Raw genomic sequence first — 18517 nt, 5'->3', positions numbered from 1 at the left:
CACGAGAAGGGACGCCCGATGACGCCGAGCCAGGGCCGCGACGCGGACGAGACGGGCGAGGACGCCCGCATCGCCCGGACGCGGGCCGACGTCGCGCGCACGGCGCTCGACGTGCTGGTCCATGAGGGCGCGGACGCCCTCACGCACGCTCACGTCGCCGACCGGGCCGGCTATTCGAAGACCACCCTCTACAAGCACTGGCCGTCGCGGTTCGACCTGGCCGCCATGGCGCTCGACGCCCTCGGCGATGTCGCACACCACGAGAGGACCGGTGAGCTGCGCGCCGACCTGATCGGCGAGCTGACGGCGTTCCGTCAGGCCGTGGTCGACCGCCGGCTCGACCGCGTGCTGTCCGCGATGGCCCAGTGGGCCACGGTGGAAACGATGAGCGACATCAGGAACCGGATCAACGCCGAGGGGCAGCGGCCGATCCGGGCGATGCTCGGCGAGGCCTTCGACGGTGCGGAACTCGAGGCGGCGATCTCCATGCTCAGCGGCGTCGTCGCGTGCCCGTCGCTGATGTTCGGGACGGTGCCCGACGACGACGTCATCGCGGCGGCGGTCGACATCGTCCTGGCGGCCCGGAGGCGCGCCCGCTGAGCGCGTGACGCGCCACGCGGTAATCTCATTCTCACGGCGCACACTCCACGCGCGGCGGGAAGGGACTCCAGCGCTCATGGCCAACGCGAGCGACGAAGCCGTCGACGAAGCCCGCGACGGGGCGGAGGTGACGCGCGGCGACCGCTTCATCAAGACCGCCGTCGAGATCCTCGGCGAGACCGGGCGCACCGACTTCACCGTGCAGGAGGTGGTGGCGCGCTCGAAGACCTCCCTGCGCGCCTTCTACCAGCATTTCAGCAGCAAAGACGAACTGCTGATGGCGCTGTTCGACCGGACCATCGCCCAGTCGGCGAAGACGTGGCGCGCCCAGACCGCGGGACTGGACAGCACCGCCGCCCTCAAGCTGGTGATCGACCGCGTCAGCCAGCAGCCGGCATCGAGCACCCAGGACAGCCTCAATCGGGCGCTGACCCTCTACAACCAGCACCTGGCCGAAACCCGGCCCCGCGAGTACGCGCGGGTGCTGTCCCCCTTGCACCAACTGATTCGCGACATCGTCGGGCAGGGCATCACCGAGGGCGTGTTCGACCCGGGACTCGACGTGGGCGCGGCGGCCGCCATCGTCATGCAGACCGTGATGGGCGCGCAGCGACTGCACTGGCTGGGCGCCGAATTGAACGGGACGCCGCTCGACGCCGGCCAGCTCTACGACTTCTGCAGCCGCGCGCTGGGCATCCGCGACACCCGCGACAAGGACGAGGAGTCGGCGGCCCCGTCGCTGAGCGAGCTGTTCGCTCAGATCGGCATGCGACCGGGCACTCGCGACGGCGAGTTCGCGATGACGATGCCGGTCAGCCCCCAGGTGGTCAACACCTCCGGCGCGCTGCAGGGTGGCTTGATCGCCACGCTCGTCGACGTCGCGGGCGGCCAGTTCGGGTTGGAGCATCTGCGGCCCGGCACGACGATGACGACCGCGGACCTGTTCATCCGGTACCTGCGGCCGATCCGGCAGGGGGCGGCGTTCGCGGTCCCCCGCATGCTGAGGGCCGGGCGGCGGGCGATGGTCATGCAGGTGGACATCTACGGCGACGGCGACGACGAGCTGCTCGCGACCGCGACCGTGAACTTCGCCATCATCAACGGAAAGACGCCGGAGCTGCCCAGTTGGCCCGGGGCTTAGCCGCCGAGCGTCACGCCAGCGTGGCAGTCGCCGTCGAGCGTCACGCGAGCGTGACGATCGAGCCGGCTGGCCGGTACACCTCGCCCCGCGTCAGTGGTAACGTCATTACCACAGACTGAGATCGACACTTTTCCCAAGGAGATCGCCATGCCGTCTCGCGAACTTTCCTTCCCCGTCTTCGACGCCGACAACCACATGTACGAGCCGCAGGAGGCGCTGACCAAGTACCTCCCGGAGAACCGCAAGCGTGTCATCGACTACGTGCAGGTCCGCGGTCGCACCAAGATCGTCGTGCGCGGCCACATCAGCGAGTACATCCCCAACCCGACCTTCGAGGTGGTCGCGCGGCCCGGTGCCCAGGAGGACTACTTCCGCAACGGCGCGCAGGGGAAGACCTACCGCGAGATCCTCGGCGAGCCGATGAAGGCCATCCCGGCCTTCCGCGAACCGGCCGCGCGGCTGGAGGTCATGGACGAGCTCGGCATCGACTACGCCCTGATGTTCCCGACGCTGGCCAGCCTGGTCGAGGAGCGGATGAAGGACGACCCGGAGATGACCCACGACGTCATCCACGCGCTCAACCAGTGGATGCACGAGCAGTGGTCGTTCAATTACCAGGACCGCATCTTCGCCACCCCGGTGATCACGCTGCCCATCGTCGAGCGCGCGCTCGAGGAACTCGAGTGGTGCCTGGAGCGCGGCGCGCGCACCGTGCTCGTCCGCCCGGCTCCGGTGCCGGGCTACAAGGGCAGCCGGTCGTTCGGCCTCGAGGAGTTCGACCCGTTCTGGCAGGCCTGCGTGAAAGCCGGGATTCCGGTCTCGATGCACGCCTCCGACAGCGGCTACTCCGAGTTCGCCAACGTGTGGGAACCCGGCGACGAGTTCTTGCCGTTCAAGCCCACGCCGTTCCGCAGCTTCGCGATGGGCCACCGGCCGATCCTGGACGCCATGGGCGCGCTGGTGTGCCACGGCGCGCTCTCCCGCAACCCCGAGCTGCGGATCCTGTCGATTGAAAACGGCGCCGACTGGGTGCCGGACCTGTTCAAGGGCCTGAAGGGCGTCTACAAGAAGATGCCGCAGTCGTTCAGCGAGGACCCCATCGAGGCGTTCAAGCGGTGCGTCTACATCACCCCGTTCTGGGAGGACCGGTTCACCGAGATCGTCAACATGGTGGGCACCGACCGGGTGCTCTTCGGCTCCGACTGGCCGCACCCCGAAGGGCTCAAGGACCCGATCTCCTTCGTCGACGAGCTCACTGACTTCGACGAGGCGGACATCGCCAAGATCATGGGCGGCAACCTGATGAAGCTGATGAAGGTGTCCGCGCCCGCGAAGAAGCCGGTGTCAGCCTGACGGCGGCTCGTCCTCGCTTTCGCCGAGAACCGAGACCACGCCTTTGGTTTCGAACACGGCCAGCCGTATCCCGGCGACACTCCGGTGCCCGTGCTGACGTAAAACTGCGTCCAAGTCGTCACGAGTCAGCCTGCAGCGCTTGAGGTTGCGGTCGTCGACCTCGCCGTCGCGGATCAGCACCCGCACCGGTGGGTCGACGAGCCGGTGCACCCAGGGGAGGAAGCGCAGCCGGGCGACGGTGTCGTGCGCGACGATCAGGGTGAGCAGGGCGGCGGCCCCGGTCAACCATGACGTGTCGCCGGCGGTGGCCGTACGCCCCACGATCGCGCCCACCGCGACCGCGGTCACCCAGTCGAACGGGGTGAACTCCGCGATGGTGCGGCGCAGCGTCAGCCGGAAAGCCGTTACGGCCGTGGCGAACAGCGCGAGCGCCTTGAGCGCCGCATAGGCGGCCGGCCGCCAGCCGTTGAAGAATTGCAGCACCAGGTCATGCATCTTCAGAGCATCGATCGGCTAGGCGAGACCGCGGCAGCGGGCAATGGGCGTGCCGACGAGTCGGTACCCCTCGGCGGTGTCGACCTGAGGGTCGACGCCCGGCTGGAACAGGACGATGATGTCGGAACCGCCGAATTGGAAGTAGCCGAACTCCTCTCCCTTGGCCATGTGCCGCCCCGGGACCGCGGTCAGCATCACCGACGACACGTGCGCCATCCCCACCGGGATGACGCCGACGATGCCGATGTCGTCCGCGCCCGACGCCGAGGTGTCCACGGTGACCACCCCGCGATTCTGGGTGAACTCGTAGCCGCTGGTGGCGCTGTCGCTCGACTCGAACTCGCCGCCGGCCAGACCGACTTGCATGAACACCTTCCCGCCGAGCCGGAACGACTCGCAGACGCGCCCCGACACCGGAAGGTGGTACCGGTGATACGCCGACGGCGGCAGCATGTAGTGGACGAACGTCCCGCCCGCGAAGGTGTCGGCGTAGGCGCTGCCCTCGATGAGGTGCTTGATGTTGCCGTACTTGTGGGTGTTCTTGATCGGGGTGGCGGGGATGTTCGAGTCGGCGTCGATGTCGTAGGCGTGCTGGAAGATGCAGTCGGCGGGTGAGGTGGCGACGAGGTTGCTCGCGGGCTCGGCTATCGGGCGCAGTCCCCCGTTGAGTTCACGGGCGATGAACTGGTTGAACGTCAGCCAGCCGCTGGGCATGTTGGGGACGCCGTCGATCAGCGACTCCTCGATGCGGTATTCCGGCGCGTTGTCGATGAACGACTGGAGGACCTCGGGGCCGAACGACTCGGGTGTGTCCAGGAAAGCGCCCCACTGCCGGGCGAATTCGGTCATCCAGCCACGGAACGCGTCCGACCCCTGCGGCGAGACGCCGTCGACCTCCTGGTTGACCAGGTAGAAGAAATGGGCCGTCCGGTCGTTGACCTCCTTGGCGTGGGTCTGCTTGCCGTCCTGTTCCTGCCATGCCGGGGCGCCCGATTGCCGCGGCACCCAGCGCAGGAAGCGCGTCACGAAGCCCTCGTACTGGTCGACGTCCGTCGGCCATTCCAGCGCGTCGAACAGTTCCGGCTTCAACTCGGCCTCGGCAAGCTTCCGGGCCGTCCGCAGCGACTGTTCGAGGCGATTCGCAAGCCCCGCGTCCTCGTCCAGGGCGGCCCGCAGTCCGCGGATGATCGCATCGGGGCTGCTCATGGCATTGTTCCTCGCTCCATTACAGTTCGGGCGCATGTTTTCACGGCATACCCGCGGACACCGCCGCTAACCCGATGGCGGCGGCGCCGACCGGCCTGCGGCAACTGATGCGTGAGGCGCGGGTAATGCGTTGATAATCTGGGCTTTGGCGTGTGCAGTTGTGCATCGGATCTGAGCCGGCGTTGATTCGGCTTTCGGCGAGGATCTCTAGGAGGGACGGCCGGATGGTGGCCGAGGGCGATCGGGGCGGCAATCGGGATAGGGCCGTGGGCGCGGCCGAAGACGTGCGCCGTGTCTTCGATGAGGTCCCGTCGATGCTGGTCGGCCTCGCGGGTCCCGACCACCGTTTCGTCGCGGCCAACGCGGCGTACCGCGCGCTCCGGCCGGGATTCGACCCCATCGGCAGGCCGGCCCGCGAGGTGTATCCCGAGCTGGAGAGCCAGCAGATCTACGAGATGTTCGACCGGGTGTATCAAACCGGCGAGCCGCAGTCCGCGACCGAGTGGCGGGTGCACGCCAACTACCACGGCACGGGAATCGAGGAGAGGTTCTTCAACTTCCTCGTCACGGCCCGGCGCGGCGACGACGGAGCGATCGAGGGTGTCCAGCTGATCATGGACGACGTCACCGACGACGTCCTGGCGCGGCGGGCCGCCGAAGCCCGGATGGCGGAGCTCTCGGAGCGCTACCGCCACGTCCGCGATTCGGCCATCGTCATGCAGCAGGCGCTGCTGGCGGCGACGGTGCCCGTCGTCCCCGGCGCCGACATCGCCGCCGAGTACCTGGTCGCCGCGGAGGACACCGCGGCCGGCGGCGACTGGTTCGACGCCGTCGCCATGGGCGATCGACTGGTGCTGGTCGTCGGCGACGTCGTCGGGCACGGGGTCGAGGCCGCCGCGGTGATGTCGCAGTTGCGCACCGCGCTACGGATGCAGATCCTGTCGGGGAGTTCGATCGAGGAGGCCGTCGCGGCGGTGGATCGTTTCCACAACCACGTGCCCGGCTCCCATTCGGCCACCCTGTGCGTCGCCTCGCTCAATACGGAAACCGGCGAATTCCGGTACTGCACCGCGGGGCACCCGCCGCCGCTGCTGATATGCGCCGACGGCACCTCCCGCTACGCCGAACCGTCGGGCGGGTGCCCGCTCGGCGGCGGCACCGGCTTCCCGGTGCGCACCGAAGTGCTCGACGTGGGCGACTCGGTCCTGCTCTACACCGACGGCCTCATCGAACGCCCCGGCCGTCCACTCGTCGCCAGCACCGCCGAATTCGCCGAAGTCGCCGGGCATATCGCCGCCGGCCAGGGCTTCGTGATCGAGTCCCCGGCGCGGACCATCGACCGGATCTGTTCGGAGACACTGGAATTGCTGTTACGGTCGACCGGCTACAGCGACGACGTGACCCTGCTCGCGGTCCAGCGGCGCACACCGCCGCCGCCCCTGACCATGACACTGGACGCGACGATCCACGCGGCCCGCAAGGTGCGCACGCGCCTTCGGGAATGGCTGTCCCTCGTCGGCGCGGACGACGGCGACATCTCGGACATCGTCCACGCGGTCTCGGAGTTCGTCGAGAACGCCGTCGAGCACGGTTACGGCTCTGAGGTGGTTCCCGACGGCGTCGTCGTCGAGGCGTCGCTGAGCGGCGACGGCAACCTGCACGCCTCAGTGCGCGATCGCGGGCGGTGGAAGGACCACCGCGACGGCGAGAAGGGCCGGGGACGCGGGCTCGCGATGGCGGAGGCACTGGTATCCCACGCGCATGTCACACACGGCCCGGGCGGGACGACGGCGAGCCTGACGCACCGCCTCTGCCGGGAGGCCGTCTTCGTGACCGACACCGTGGTCGGCCGGGCGAGCCGGCCGCGTCAGGCCGGCGCCGAGTTCGAGTCCGTGGTTACCGGGCCTGGTCGCATCGTCGTCAAAGGCGAGGTCGACTCGACCACCGCGCCCACCCTCGACCGCCAGATCGCGGTCGAAAGCCGTTCGGGCATCGCGCCTTTGACAATCGACCTGACCGACGTCACGCACCTGGGATCGTCGGCCGTCAGCGCGCTGAACGCCGCCCGCGACCGCGCGCGCATGCACGGCACCGAGTGCACGGTCGTCGCGCCCCCCGGAAGCCCGGCACATCACGTGCTGTCGCTGGTTCAGATACCCGTCTCGACCGAGGTGACACCCAACGTCCTCACCCAGGAGGGTGAGTCCGACAGCGGTCAGCTCGTCTGACCGTGCCGCACCTGGTTGAACGGCACCCCGCGGTCGGCCGCGTACTCGCGCGGAAACCCCAGCACCCGCTCACCGATCACGTTGCGCGCCATCTCCGTTGTGCCGCCGCCGATCGCGACATTCTGCCGCGACAGGTACCGCAGGCCCGTCTCCAGGCCTTCACCGGGCTCGCCCACCACGCCGGCGCTTCCGGCGATCGCCAATGAGGTGTCCATGTCAAGGGTCACCGTCTCGGCGTGGAAGAGCCTGATCAGCGTTCCCGCGGCCGGCGGCAGGACGCCGTCCTTGACGCTGCGGAACACGTGGTCGATCAACTGCTCGCCGACCGCCCGCTGCACCAGCACGCGGCCGGCCATCTCGCGGACCCGCGGATCGTCGGATTGGCCGGTCTTCTCCGCAAGGGCAACGTAGTCAACGGGATTCGCGGTTCCACCTTCGCTGCCACTGCCGCTGGCGAACTCCGATCCCTGGCCGACCGCCCGCCGTTCGTGGTAGAGCTGCCGCGAGGCCACCGCCCACCCGCCGTTGACGTCGCCGACCACGGCATCGTCGCCGACGTCGACGTCGTCGAGGAATTCCTCACAAAACTCCGTCGAGCCGCTCAGCATGGTGATGCGCCGCAACGTGATTCCCGGGTGATCGATGGGCACCAAAAACATGGTGAGCCCCTCGTGCTTCGGCAAATCCCAGTCGGTCCGGGCCAGGCACAGCCCGTAGTCGGCGGCGAATGCACTGGTGCTCCACGTCTTGGCGCCGTTGATCACCCACCGGCCGTCGCGGCGCTCGGCCCGGGTGATCACCCCGGCAAGGTCCGAACCGCCGCTGGGCTCGCTCAGCAGCTGCACCAGTACCTCGTCGCCACGCAGGGCGGCCGCGATGTGCCGTCTCTTCAGCTCCTCGCCGCCCGCGTCGAGCAGCGTGGCGCAGCAGATCGTGAACGTGGGGATATTCAGGATCAACGGCATCTCGTAGGTGCGCGTCTCGGCGTCGAAGGCCTTCTGATACTCGTAGTCCAGGCCGAGGCCGCCGTATTCGCGGGGGAAGCAGATCCCGGCGAATCCCCCTTCGTAGAGCCGCTTCTGGAGCTCCCGTGCACGCTGCCAGGAGCGTTCGTCGTCGCGCGGGGCAGCCGGCGGGAAATTCGGGTCGATCGCCGGCATGTTGTCGGCGAGCCACGCCCTTGCGCGGGCGGCGAACTCGCTCACGGACTCGGTCGCCGTCATCGCTTCGCCCTCATCTCGCGGACCGCCCCGGCCTTCTCCGCTTCGTACACGCGCAGATTGTGTTCCTCCGGGGTCCCGAACATGGCCCTGTACAACGTGATTCGGCGGAGGTAGAGGTGCAGGTCGTGTTCCCACGTCACGCCGATGCCGCCATGCATCTGGACGCAGTCCTGGACGATCCTGCCGGCCATGTCGCCGACGTAGGACTTGGCGATGCTGGCCGTCAGCCCGGCCCCCGGCGCGCGGGCGGCGACATCGGCGACGGCCGCGGCGGTGGTGGCGCGGCACGCTTCCAGCCACAGCTTCATATCGGCGAACCGGTGTTTCAGCGCCTGGTAGGACGCCAGGGGCCGACCGAACGTGTGCCGGTCGAGCGCCCACTGGACGGTGAGGTCGAAAACCGTCTGCAGGATGCCGACCGACTCCGCGCACTGCAGCACCTGGGCGACTTGGCTCTGCCGGTCGACCAGGGCGGCGGTCTCTTCCGGATCCCCCACGGCCGCCGACGACGGCACGGCGACACCCTCGAAATGAACCCGGGCGTACTGCTTGACCAAATCGACGGATTGCTGCGGGGCGATCCGCACGCCCGGCGCGTCCGTGGGGACCAGGAACTGGCGAATCCCGTTGCCGCACCGTGCCACGACGAGCAGCAACCCGCTTTGGGCGGCCGCCTCGACGCGGTCCTTGGTGCCATCGATCCGGTAGCCCGAGTCGGTCGGTGTGGCGATGACGGACGGGTCGGCCGGATCCCATCCGCGGCCGGGTTCGGACACGGCCCAGGACGCGACGAGGTCACCGGAGACCAGCGCCTCGATGGTGGACGCGTGCGCACGCGGGTCCGCGCACTCGGCGAGGGCGGCGAGCACGGTGCTGACCGGGTAGAGCGGGCCCGGCGCCACCGTGTGGCCGAGTTGCTCGGCGACGGCGGCCAGGTCCGCGAAGCCGCTCTCCGAGACACTGCCGCCGCCGAGCTCCTCCGGGACGAGCAGGCCCGCCCAGCCCAGCTCGGCCGCGCGGCGCCACCACGCCGGGTCGAAGGACTCACCCGCCGCGTGCAACTCCCGGACGCGGCGCAGGGGCGCTTCTTTGTTGAGAAACGCTTGGGTGGTGGAGGCGAAGAGTATCTTTTCGGGAGAGTCGACAGCGGTCATGATGCCGGCGGGGTCGATGGCGGCAGTCCATCGCTGCCGCGAAAGACGCAAGGGAGAAGGTTGGGGTGGTTGAACATCCGCCTGATCGGTCCTGGTTGTCGCGGTTCGCTGGCGACTCCGATGTTAGCAATGAGCGATACGGTAAGAGGTACCGGAGTCCAGTCGATATGACCCAGACAAGCGATGAGCGCGATGGCTGACATGGACGACCAGGATGAGTCGGTCACCTCGAAGGCCGACGCGCTGGCGTTGATCGAGGAGGCCGAGGCGGAGGCCGCCGAGGCCGAAGCGCTGGCCGCCGCGGCCCGCGCCCGCGCCCGCGCCGCGCGACTGCGGCGCGAGGCGCTCGCGCTGGCCGAGGACCCCGCCGACTACGCCGACGCCGCCGCAGCGGCCGCCGACGCGGAAGCCGTCGACGAGTACGCCGAGGCCGACGAGGAGTACTACGACGAGGCGGCCGAGGACTATGACGACGAGACCCCCGCCGGTGAGTCGGCCGCGCGCCCTCGGGCCTCAGCGGCGAACCGGGCGGGGCGGCGGAGCCGGGGGCCGGCGGTGACCGCGGCCGCCGTCCTCGTCGCGGTGATGCTCATCGCCGGCTTCGCCGCGGCGAGCCTCTACATGGTGCAGCACCATCGCGACGCGATCGCGCACCAGAAGCGCGAGGCCGCTTTCGTCGCCGGGGCCAAGAAGGGCGTGGTGAACATGATCTCCCTGGACTTCACCAAGGCCAAGGCGGACGTTCAGCGGGTGATCGACAGCTCCACGGGCCAGTTCCGGGACGAATTCCAGCAGCGGGCCGACGATTTCATCGCGGTGGTCGAGCAATCGAAGGCGATCACCGACGGAAAGGTGACGGCGGCGGGCGTCGAGTCGATCGCGGACAATTCGGCGGTGGTGTTGGTGGCGGCGACGTCTCACGTCACCAATTCGCCGCCCGGCAAGGACGAACCGCCCAAGATCTGGCGGTTGCGGGTGACAGTCGACGACGCCGGCGGACAGTACAAGATGTCGAAAGTTGAGTACGTACCGTGACCAACGATGTGCGCGACACGGCTGCGGAGCCCGCCGAACCGGGTTATGCCACAACCGAAGCCGACGATCCCGATGAACACGAGTACGACGCCGCCCCCGAGGAGGCCGACGCCGAAGAGCCGGCACCCCCCAAACGTCGGCGACGGCGGATACCGCCCGCCGCCCGGGGGGCCTTCTACGCGTTTCTGGTCGTGCTCCTGGTGGCGTCCGGCGGTATGGCCACCTGGTTGTACTTCAAGCAGTACCGGCCCGATCAGCAGACCGATTTCGGGGTCAAGCAGGAGGTCGCCAACTCGGCCTCGGACGCCACCAGCGCGCTGTTGTCCTACTCGTCGGACACTCTCGACCAGGATTTCGCGAACGCCAGGAGGTACCTTGCCGGTGACTTCCTGAAGTACTACAACGACTTCACCCAGCAGGTCATCACCCCGGCGGCCAAACAGAGGTCAGTCAAGACGACGGCTCACGTGACGGGCGCCGCGGTCACGGAACTGCAGCCCGACTCGGCCGTCGTGCTGGTGTTCGTGGACCAGACCACCACCACCAAGGACAGTCCCCAGCCCGCGGTGGCGGTCACCAGCCTGGTGGTGCACATGAGCCGCGCCAACGGAAAGTGGCTGATCACCAAGTTCAATCCGGTTTAGTGGCGATCGCGAGCGCGGCCGCGGCGATCGCGAGCGCGGCGCAGCCGGGCGAAGCGGGTCGTCGCCGAACATGCAGCCGGGCGAAGCGGGTCGCCACCAGGAAGCGTCGCGATCGCGTTCCTACATCGCGAACACGCGGCGCAGGGTCTGGGCGTGCAGCGCCCGATTCTCCCGCGACACAACCCATTCCGGGACCAGCGAATCAAAGCCGTTGAACGTGGCGGCGATCACGTGCAGTTCGGTGTGGACGTAGGCGTGCAGCAGCCGGTTGGCATAGTCGATGGCTTCGTCCCGGCACGGGTCGATCTCAGAGCAGCTGATGAAGGTCGGCGGCAGTCCCTCCAGGTTCGCACGATGCGCGGGGACGTGCTGACCGTCGGCGCTGCCGTGGCCCAGGTAGTGGCCCCACGCCCGGCTCACGGCGGGCCCGTTGAGGCCGGGTGTGCGCTGGAATTCGCGTCGCGACGGCGTGGCATCGGAATCGAGCATCGGCTGGTGTAGCAGCTGCACGAGGATCGGCGGCCCTTCCGCATCGAACATGCGCTGGGCCAGACCGGCGACCAGCGCAGCGCCGGCATCCCTCCCCATGACCGCGACGCGTCCGGCGTCCGCGGCCAGCTCGGCGGCGTTGTCGACGGCATAGCAGAATGCCGCCTCGACGTCGCCGAGCGCCGCCGGACACGGGTGTTCGGGAGCGAGCCGGTAGTCGACCGACACCACCAGGCAGCCGCCCTCGCGCGCCAACTCCACGCACTGCGCATGATCGGTGTCGAGGTTTCCGGTCACGAAACCGCCGCCGTGGGCGTACACGAGGACCGGCGCCGGTGCGGGAACCGACCCGCGGTACAGGCGTATCCCGAGGGGACCCCCGGGACCGGCGATCGATCGCGATTCGACGGTGACGCCGGCCGTGTCGGCCGCCGCGGCGCGCCTCGCGGCCCGGATCCCGGCGCGTTCCCGCTCGGCGGGCAGGGTCTCCGCGCGGAACTCGACGACGCCCAGTTCGGTCGCCGCCTCCCGAAGCACCGGATCGATGCGGTTGAGCCCTTGCGGCCGTTGGTGATTCCCTGGCGTCATGCCCCCTCGTCCCCCGCGGGCGCCGCGCTGGGGGCCGTCTCACCCGGAAGGGCCTTGACCGTCGCCGGCAGCCCGTAGAGGGCGGTCGCGTTACCGCGCATGATCCGCTCACGCTGGTTGGCGGGGAACCGGTTGATCGCGTAGGCCGGGGAGTCGTAACTCCAGTGCGGGTAGTCGGTGGAGAACATCAGGTTGTCGCCGAGGTCCATCATCTCGAGGTACTCGCGGAACCGGACGGTGTCGGCGTCCTCGAGCGGCTGGGTGGTGAACCGGACGTGTTCGCGCACATAGTCCGATGGACGACGGCGCACGTGCGGCAGGTCGCCTCGGCGCGCCTCCCAGATGCGGTCCATCCGCGACATCACCGGCATCGCCCAGGTGAAGCCCCCCTCGACGAACACCACCCGCAGCCCGGGGTGCCGGTCGAACGCGCCGTCGAACACCAGGCTCATCAGGTGCGAGACATACAGCAGCGGCCAGGACGCGAAGAAGTCGTGCCAGTGCGCCGGATTGCCGACCGGGTAGAGCGGGATCAGTTCGAACGGCGTCTGACCCATCAGGTGGGTGGCGATCGGCAGCCCGTGCCGGGCGGCGGCCTCGTAAAGGGGATCGAAATGCGGGTTACCGAAAGGGATTCCGCGGGTCTGCGGGGTCATGAGGACCTGTGACATGTACGGATGACCCGCCCAGCGTTCGACTTCGCGGGCGGCCCGCTCGGGGGTCTGGGCGCTGACGCTGATCGACCCGCGCCAGCGGCCGTGCGCGTTGTGCCGGTCGAGCCAGACGTCGGCGAGCCAGTCGTTGTAGGTGGACTTCAGGACGTGCTCGGCCTCGGGTAGTTGCGCGTCGCACATCGGCTCGAGCGAGGCGATGCTGACACCGGCGTCCACCAGCAGTTGCTTGGCGGCGAAGTCCGGGTCGCTGCCGGCGAACCCGCCGCCGGGCGGGGCGGCGTCCAGCCGCAATGACATCGTCTTGTACGAGTCGGGGGTGTCATAGAAGTGCGGCACCGGCGTGACGGCGTTGCCGGTCGGCCAGATCTTGTCCACCCACTCGGCGGGCGCGTAGGACTTGAGCACGTCCGCCGAGACCGGCAGCGGGTGCACGTCGGTATCGACGATGCTGACCGCGATCTCGTCGGGTTGACTGGGTGCGTCGACGCGCTCCATTGTGGTCATCGGACACGCTCCTTCAGTCCGTAGAGTTCACTGGCGTTGCGCCACAACACCTTTTCGCGCTGGTCGGCGTCGAGCCCCGCCGCGGCGGACTCCGGCGCGGCGGTGGACCAGTGCGGGTAGCCCGACCCGTACATCACGAGGTCCGCCTTGTCCGAGAAGTCCATCCAACGTTGCATCTTCTCCACCTCCGTCGGCCCGTCGAACGCCGACGAGCAGAACCGCACGTGGCCGGGCAGGTATTCGCTCGGATAGCGGTCGACCCAGGGCGTCTGGTCGCGCATCGACAACCAGAAGGTGTCCAGCCGCCACATCAACGGCGTCAGGATGTCGTAGCCGCCGTCGGCGAACACGAATTTCAGGCCGGGCAGGCGGCCGAACACGCCCTCCACGATGAGCGTGGCCAGGTGCACGAAGTAGTTAAGGGGCATGAACGCGGCGTATCCGGGGTAGGTGTGCGCATGACCGGCGAAGGTGGGCGCATAGTCGACGCCGTTGCCGCCATTGATGTGCACCACGACCGGAAGTCCTTGCGCGGCCGCGGCTTCCCAGATCGGCTCGAACATCGGCTTGCCGTACGGTTCCCGTGACTGCATCGGGACGCCGACCTGCACCAGCTTGGGATGCCCGGCCAGGCGCTCGATCTCGGCGACCGCCCCCTTGGGATCCTCCGGGTTGACGCGGATGGTGCCCAGAAAGCGGTTGGCGGCGTCCGGCTCCAGCCAGCGCTCGAGTAGCCAGTCGTTGACGGCGGCGCAGATCCTGCTGTTGAGCAGGTAGTCGGCGATGTTGCCGCGGGTCAGCGGGTTGAGGATGGCGTAGTGGACGCCGGCCTCCTCGAACAGGTGCCGGGCCACGGTCTCGGGGTCCGATCCGGGGTAGTGCTCGCCGTAGAGATCTGCGCGGTAGTCCCCGCCCGGTGCCTGGTACCACTGTTGCTCGACGTCCGGAATCGACCGCAGCTTGTGCGCGGCGGGCAGGTAGCGCCGGATCTCCGCGTTGTAGCGGAAGTGCGGCTGCACGTTGGTGTCGATGATGTGGGGGCTCATGCTGTGAGATACACCTGCCCGTCGGTGACGTCCACCGGGTAGGTGCGGACCCGCCGTCGCGGGTCGGCGACGTTCTGACCGGTGGTGACGTCGAATTCCCAATTGTGCCAAGGACACCGGACGATCTGCCCGTCGCGCACGCGGCGCAGCCCGCCCGGCTCGTCGGGGGCCGACTCGTTGGTGCCGCCGATGAGGCCCTCGCAGAGCGGCGCGCCCTCGTGCGAGCAGTAGTTGACGATCGCGTAGAACTCCCCGCGCACGTTGTACACGCCGACCCCGAACTTCCCCGCGTCGACCAGTTTCATCCGGCCGGGGGGCAGGTCGTCGATCTTGCACACGAATCGCCGCTCGGGCACCTGGCAACTCACCGTCCTTTTGACAACGCGATTCCATACTGTGCGCGTTACGGTAACCAGCACAAGCCGTTGGGCTTCGTTGCTATTTATACTATGATAGCGACAATCCGGCCGGCACACTCGCCCACGGCCGCTCAGGAGGAACGCTGAATGACGCTCAGCACCGACAACGACGATCAGCCCGTCACCCTCGACCTGACCGGAGAGACCAGCCCGTACCCGTTCTTCGAGTACATGCGGCGCACCGACCCGGTGTGGCACGGCGGGCTCGGCGACCCCGAACAGATGCCCGAGGAGCTGCGGCCGAGCGACGAATGGGTTCTCTTCAGCTACGACGCGGTGTTCCAGGGCTTCCGCGACGATCGCATCTTCACGTCCGCGGCCTACGACAAGACCATCGGCCTGGTCATGGGTCACACCATCCTCGCGATGGGCGGCAAGGAGCACCATGACCACCGCAGCCTGGTGGCCAAGGCGTTCCGCGCCACCGCGCTGGAGCGCTGGGAGCCGTCGGTCATCGGGCCGGTGTGCGACCAGCTGATCGACGAGATCAAGAACGACGGCCAGGCCGACCTGGTCAAGGCGCTGACGTTCGAATTTCCCACCCGGATCATCTCGACGCTGCTCGGACTTCCCCCCGAGGATCTCGACCTGTTCCGGCGCTTGTCGATGGACCTGATCTCCATCCAGACCGACATCATGGCCGGCCTCACCGCGGCTGCAGAGCTGCACGGCTACTTCCTCGACCAAGTCGAACAGCGGCGCAGCAAGCTCACCGACGACATCATCGGTGATCTCGTCGCCGCCGAGATCGACGGCCAGAAGCTCAGCGACGACGCGATCATCGCCTTCCTGCGTTTGCTGCTGCCCGCGGGCCTGGAAACGACCTATCGATCCTCGGGAAACCTGTTGTATCTGTTGCTTACCCACCCCGAGCAGCTGGCGATGGTGCAACGCGACCGGTCGCTCATCCCGGCCGCGATCGAAGAGGGGCTGCGCTACGAGACGCCGCTGACCATGGTCATGCGTACCACCACGGAAGAGGTCGAGATCGGCGGCAAGACCGTCCCGGCCGACGCGCAGATCGACATGTGCATGGGTTCGGCCAACCGCGACGAGACCCGCTGGCCCGACGCGAACACGTTCGACATCACCCGGCCGCGGCACGCCCACATCGCGTTCGCCGGCGGCATCCACATGTGCCTCGGCATGCACCTGGCCCGGCTGGAGACGCGCGTCATGCTCAACAGCCTGCTGGACCGCGTCACCGACCTGGCCCTGCTGCCGGACGACGGCACCGGCGTGGACCCGAGGATCGTCGGGCTCACTTTCCGGTCCCCCAACAAGCTTCCGGTGTCCTTCTCGCCGGCCGCATGAAACGCTGGGCCGCATGAAAAGCCGGGCCGCGATCCTGCACGACGTCGGCGGGCCGTGGTCGGTTGAAGAGTTCGAGCTCGACCCGCCCCGCGCCGGCGAGGTCCTCGTCGAGATGGCCGCCGCCGGACTGTGCCACTCCGACGACCACATCCTCAAGGGCGACATGTCGGCGCCCAACGAGGTGATGCGGTCCATGGGCCTCCCGACGATGTTCCCGACCATCGGCGGTCACGAGGGCTCCGGGATCGTGCGCGAGGTGGGCGACGGGGTCACCGATTTCGCCGTAGGTGACCACGTGGTGATGTGTTTCGTCGCGGTGTGCGGGCAGTGCCGCTGGTGCGCGACGGGCATGGAGTATCTCTGCGACGTCGGCATCGGCACGATGGTCCCGGGGATGCCCACCGACGGGACGTTCCGCCATCACACCGCGGACGGCCGCTCGCTGGGTCACATCGCCAAGGTCGGCGCGTTCGCCGAACACACTGTGGTGTCGGTGAATTCACTGGTGAAGATCGAGCCGCACCTGCCGCTGGCGCCGAGCGCGCTGCTGTCGTGCGCGATCCCGACCGGATACGGCTCGGCCGCGAACCGGGCCGGCGTGCGCGGCGGTGACACCGTCGTGGTCGTCGGCGTGGGCGGGATCGGGACGGGCGCGATCCAGGGCGCCCGGATCAACGGCGCCGCCCACATCGTCGCGGTCGACCCGGTCGAGTTCAAGCAGAAGTCGGCGCTGCAGTTCGGCGCGACCCACAGCGCGGCCAGCGCCGCCGAGGCGCACGAATTGGTGCGGGACCTCACCTACGGCGTGATGGCCGACGCCGTCGTGGTCTCCCCCTCGTTGATCACCGCCGAGGACGTCCGCGACGCCGTGAAGCTGACGCGCAAGGGTGGCACCTGCGTGCTGACCGGCATGACGTCGCAGCTGACCCGGTCGGTGAAGATCGACCTGCAGGACTTCATCCTGATGAACAAGACCCTGGCGGGAACGATCTTCGGCTCCTGTAACCCCAAGGCGGACATCGCCCGCCTGGCGCGGCTGTATCAGACCGGGCAACTGCTCCTCGACGAGATGATCACCAAGCGTTACCGCCTCGACGACGTCAATCAGGCGTACGCCGACCTTCTCGACGGCAAGATCGTCAGGGGCATCATCGATTTCGGAATCAGCTAGGCGTTGTTGGCCTTTTCCTTCTGATCCTTCAATTCTCGCAGCCGTTTCAGACGCATCAGCTTCTCCAGCTGTCCGTACGCGTCGATCGGGCTGTGCAGGGCCAGGCCGCCGTCCGCGTGCACCACCTGCCCGGTCACCCAGGGCAGTTCGAGCACACCGACAATGGCGCCGGCCACGTCGATGGCCTCGCCGACTCGACCGAGCGCTGTCCGCTTGGCGATGCCGTCCACCCACCCGGGCCATACCCCCGGATCCGGCAGCATCGGCGTCAGCGTCACGCCCGGACCCACGGCGTTGACGCGGATGCCGTAGGTGCCCCACTCGGCCGCGGCGACCTTGACGAGCATGTCGACGCCGGCCTTGGACACGCAGTAGGCGCCCATGTCGCGGTCGGCCACCGTGCCGCTGATGCTGGAGACGGCGACGATCGACCCCTCCACCTCGGCGTCCACCATCGCCTGCGCGGCCGCGCGCAGGGTCAGCCACGTGCCGGTGAGGTTGATGTTGAGCACCCGCTGCCAATCCGCGGGCGCCTGTTTGAGGATGAGCCCCGACGTTCCCGACGACCCGATCGCGGCGGAGGTCACCACTCGTGTCGGCACCCCGTGCTCGCGCACGGTCTGTTCCATGGCCGCCGACACCGCGTCGGGATCGCTGACGTCGCAGACGATGTCGGCGTCCGCGAGGTCCCAGACGACGACGTCATGCCCGGCGTCGCGCAGCAGTCCGACGACCTCGCGCCCGATGCCGGAGGCGCCGCCGGTCACCAGAGCCGTCATCGGGCCGGACCGATCAGCTCGACCAGCACCCCGTCTGGCGCGGTGATGACCGCCATCGCGACCGCCTTTCCGTTCGGGGCCGCCACGCTGATGCGGCGGACACCATCGGTGAAGCCCAAACTCTGCAGCGCCGAGAGCGTTTCGTCGACATCGCGCTGCAGCGACAGCAAGAAGAATCCGTGCCGGGGTTCGGCCGGCGCGGGCGGCGCATCGGCCGCGCCCGGCAACTCGACCAGCTCGACGATCCCGGCGTCCGGCGTCTGCGGGTCGCCCAGGAAGACCGAGCGCAACCGGTCGGTGCGCGCGCCGAACAGCTCGGGCCAGTCACCGGTGAAGTGATGATCGAACAACTGGCTGAGGCCGAGGCCGTCGCGCCAGAACCGCAGCGATCGCTCGACGTCGCTCGTGCAGATCGCCGAATGGTGAACACCTAGCACGAGTTGCAATGTTAGTC

The 18517-nt window shown here is 68.5% G+C and carries 18 protein-coding genes; 8 read left to right on the top strand and 10 right to left on the bottom strand.

Going from position 1 to position 18517, the window contains the following annotated elements; translation table 11 throughout:
* The first annotated feature begins 18 nt into the window (after nt 1-18).
* The 3 genes from GPY60_RS01975 to GPY60_RS01965 all read left to right on the top strand — a co-directional run bounded on the left by GPY60_RS01975 (nt 19) and on the right by GPY60_RS01965 (nt 3094).
* Nucleotides 19-600, top strand: a complete 582-nt coding sequence (locus tag GPY60_RS01975) for a TetR/AcrR family transcriptional regulator (RefSeq protein WP_197283507.1) — start codon at nt 19-21, stop codon at nt 598-600.
* 76 nt (nt 601-676) lie between these two features.
* Nucleotides 677-1741, top strand: a complete 1065-nt coding sequence (locus GPY60_RS01970) for a hotdog fold thioesterase (protein WP_156685886.1) — start codon at nt 677-679, stop codon at nt 1739-1741.
* A 147-nt stretch (nt 1742-1888) separates the two neighbouring features.
* A complete protein-coding gene (locus GPY60_RS01965) occupies nt 1889-3094 on the top strand; it encodes an amidohydrolase family protein (protein WP_156685885.1) in 1206 nt (401 codons plus the stop codon).
* Here GPY60_RS01965 and GPY60_RS01960 read toward each other — a convergent pair.
* Nucleotides 3086-3589: a DUF421 domain-containing protein gene (locus GPY60_RS01960; protein ID WP_156685884.1), complete on the bottom strand. Its 504-nt coding sequence runs from the start codon at nt 3587-3589 to the stop codon at nt 3086-3088. The genes GPY60_RS01965 and GPY60_RS01960 overlap by 9 nt on opposite strands.
* An 18-nt stretch (nt 3590-3607) precedes the next feature.
* Entirely contained in the window at nt 3608-4795 is a 1188-nt protein-coding gene (locus tag GPY60_RS01955) for a phosphatidylserine decarboxylase (protein WP_156685883.1), read from the bottom strand.
* Between the two features lie 224 nt (nt 4796-5019).
* Between GPY60_RS01955 and GPY60_RS01950 the strand changes: the two genes are divergently transcribed.
* Nucleotides 5020-7023: a SpoIIE family protein phosphatase gene (locus tag GPY60_RS01950; RefSeq protein WP_156685882.1), complete on the top strand. Its 2004-nt coding sequence runs from the start codon at nt 5020-5022 to the stop codon at nt 7021-7023.
* On the opposite strand, the gene GPY60_RS01945 is transcribed toward GPY60_RS01950, so the two are convergent.
* Nucleotides 7011-8246: an acyl-CoA dehydrogenase family protein gene (locus GPY60_RS01945; protein WP_156685881.1), complete on the bottom strand. Its 1236-nt coding sequence runs from the start codon at nt 8244-8246 to the stop codon at nt 7011-7013. The two genes, GPY60_RS01950 and GPY60_RS01945, sit on opposite strands and share 13 nt — an antisense overlap.
* Nucleotides 8243-9400: an acyl-CoA dehydrogenase family protein gene (locus GPY60_RS01940; RefSeq protein WP_156685880.1), complete on the bottom strand. Its 1158-nt coding sequence runs from the start codon at nt 9398-9400 to the stop codon at nt 8243-8245. Before GPY60_RS01940 ends, GPY60_RS01945 begins: the two co-directional genes overlap by 4 nt.
* Nucleotides 9401-9592: 192 nt before the next feature.
* Here GPY60_RS01940 and GPY60_RS01935 point away from each other — a divergent pair, with 192 nt between their 5' ends.
* Nucleotides 9593-10435, top strand: coding sequence for a hypothetical protein (locus tag GPY60_RS01935; protein WP_156685879.1), 843 nt, complete (start codon nt 9593-9595; stop codon nt 10433-10435).
* The gene (locus GPY60_RS01930; RefSeq protein WP_197283506.1) at nt 10432-11079 is read left to right on the top strand and encodes a hypothetical protein; all 648 of its coding nucleotides are present in this window, start codon (nt 10432-10434) and stop codon (nt 11077-11079) included. Before GPY60_RS01935 ends, GPY60_RS01930 begins: the two co-directional genes overlap by 4 nt.
* A gap of 120 nt (nt 11080-11199) precedes the next feature.
* Here GPY60_RS01930 and GPY60_RS01925 read toward each other — a convergent pair whose 3' ends face one another.
* Genes GPY60_RS01925 through GPY60_RS01910 form a run of 4 tightly spaced genes read right to left on the bottom strand, consistent with a single transcriptional unit; the run spans nt 11200 to nt 14736 of the window.
* The gene (locus GPY60_RS01925) at nt 11200-12156 is read right to left on the bottom strand and encodes an alpha/beta hydrolase (RefSeq protein ID WP_156685878.1); all 957 of its coding nucleotides are present in this window, start codon (nt 12154-12156) and stop codon (nt 11200-11202) included.
* The gene (locus GPY60_RS01920; protein WP_156685877.1) at nt 12153-13334 is read right to left on the bottom strand and encodes an amidohydrolase family protein; all 1182 of its coding nucleotides are present in this window, start codon (nt 13332-13334) and stop codon (nt 12153-12155) included. The genes GPY60_RS01925 and GPY60_RS01920 overlap by 4 nt, the downstream gene beginning before the upstream one ends.
* A complete protein-coding gene (locus GPY60_RS01915) occupies nt 13331-14380 on the bottom strand; it encodes an amidohydrolase family protein (RefSeq protein WP_156685876.1) in 1050 nt (349 codons plus the stop codon). The genes GPY60_RS01920 and GPY60_RS01915 overlap by 4 nt, the downstream gene beginning before the upstream one ends.
* Complete coding sequence (locus GPY60_RS01910; RefSeq protein WP_156685875.1) at nt 14377-14736, bottom strand: Rieske (2Fe-2S) protein; 360 nt, start codon at nt 14734-14736, stop codon at nt 14377-14379. Before GPY60_RS01910 ends, GPY60_RS01915 begins: the two co-directional genes overlap by 4 nt.
* Nucleotides 14737-14886: 150 nt before the next feature.
* Here GPY60_RS01910 and GPY60_RS01905 point away from each other — a divergent pair, with 150 nt between their 5' ends.
* Nucleotides 14887-16113: a cytochrome P450 gene (locus GPY60_RS01905; protein WP_156685874.1), complete on the top strand. Its 1227-nt coding sequence runs from the start codon at nt 14887-14889 to the stop codon at nt 16111-16113.
* Between the two features lie 13 nt (nt 16114-16126).
* Nucleotides 16127-17284: a Zn-dependent alcohol dehydrogenase gene (locus GPY60_RS01900; RefSeq protein ID WP_156685873.1), complete on the top strand. Its 1158-nt coding sequence runs from the start codon at nt 16127-16129 to the stop codon at nt 17282-17284.
* Here GPY60_RS01900 and GPY60_RS01895 read toward each other — a convergent pair.
* Complete coding sequence (locus GPY60_RS01895; protein WP_156685872.1) at nt 17281-18063, bottom strand: SDR family NAD(P)-dependent oxidoreductase; 783 nt, start codon at nt 18061-18063, stop codon at nt 17281-17283. The two genes, GPY60_RS01900 and GPY60_RS01895, sit on opposite strands and share 4 nt — an antisense overlap.
* A complete protein-coding gene (locus tag GPY60_RS01890) occupies nt 18060-18500 on the bottom strand; it encodes a VOC family protein (RefSeq protein ID WP_197283505.1) in 441 nt (146 codons plus the stop codon). Before GPY60_RS01890 ends, GPY60_RS01895 begins: the two co-directional genes overlap by 4 nt.
* Between the last annotated feature and the right edge of the window lie 17 nt (nt 18501-18517).

Origin of the sequence: Mycobacterium sp. Marseille-P9652 (genome assembly GCF_902652685.1) — a bacterium.
Classification (GTDB): domain Bacteria; phylum Actinomycetota; class Actinomycetes; order Mycobacteriales; family Mycobacteriaceae; genus Mycobacterium.
This window is presented reverse-complemented; position numbering and strand designations above follow the sequence as displayed.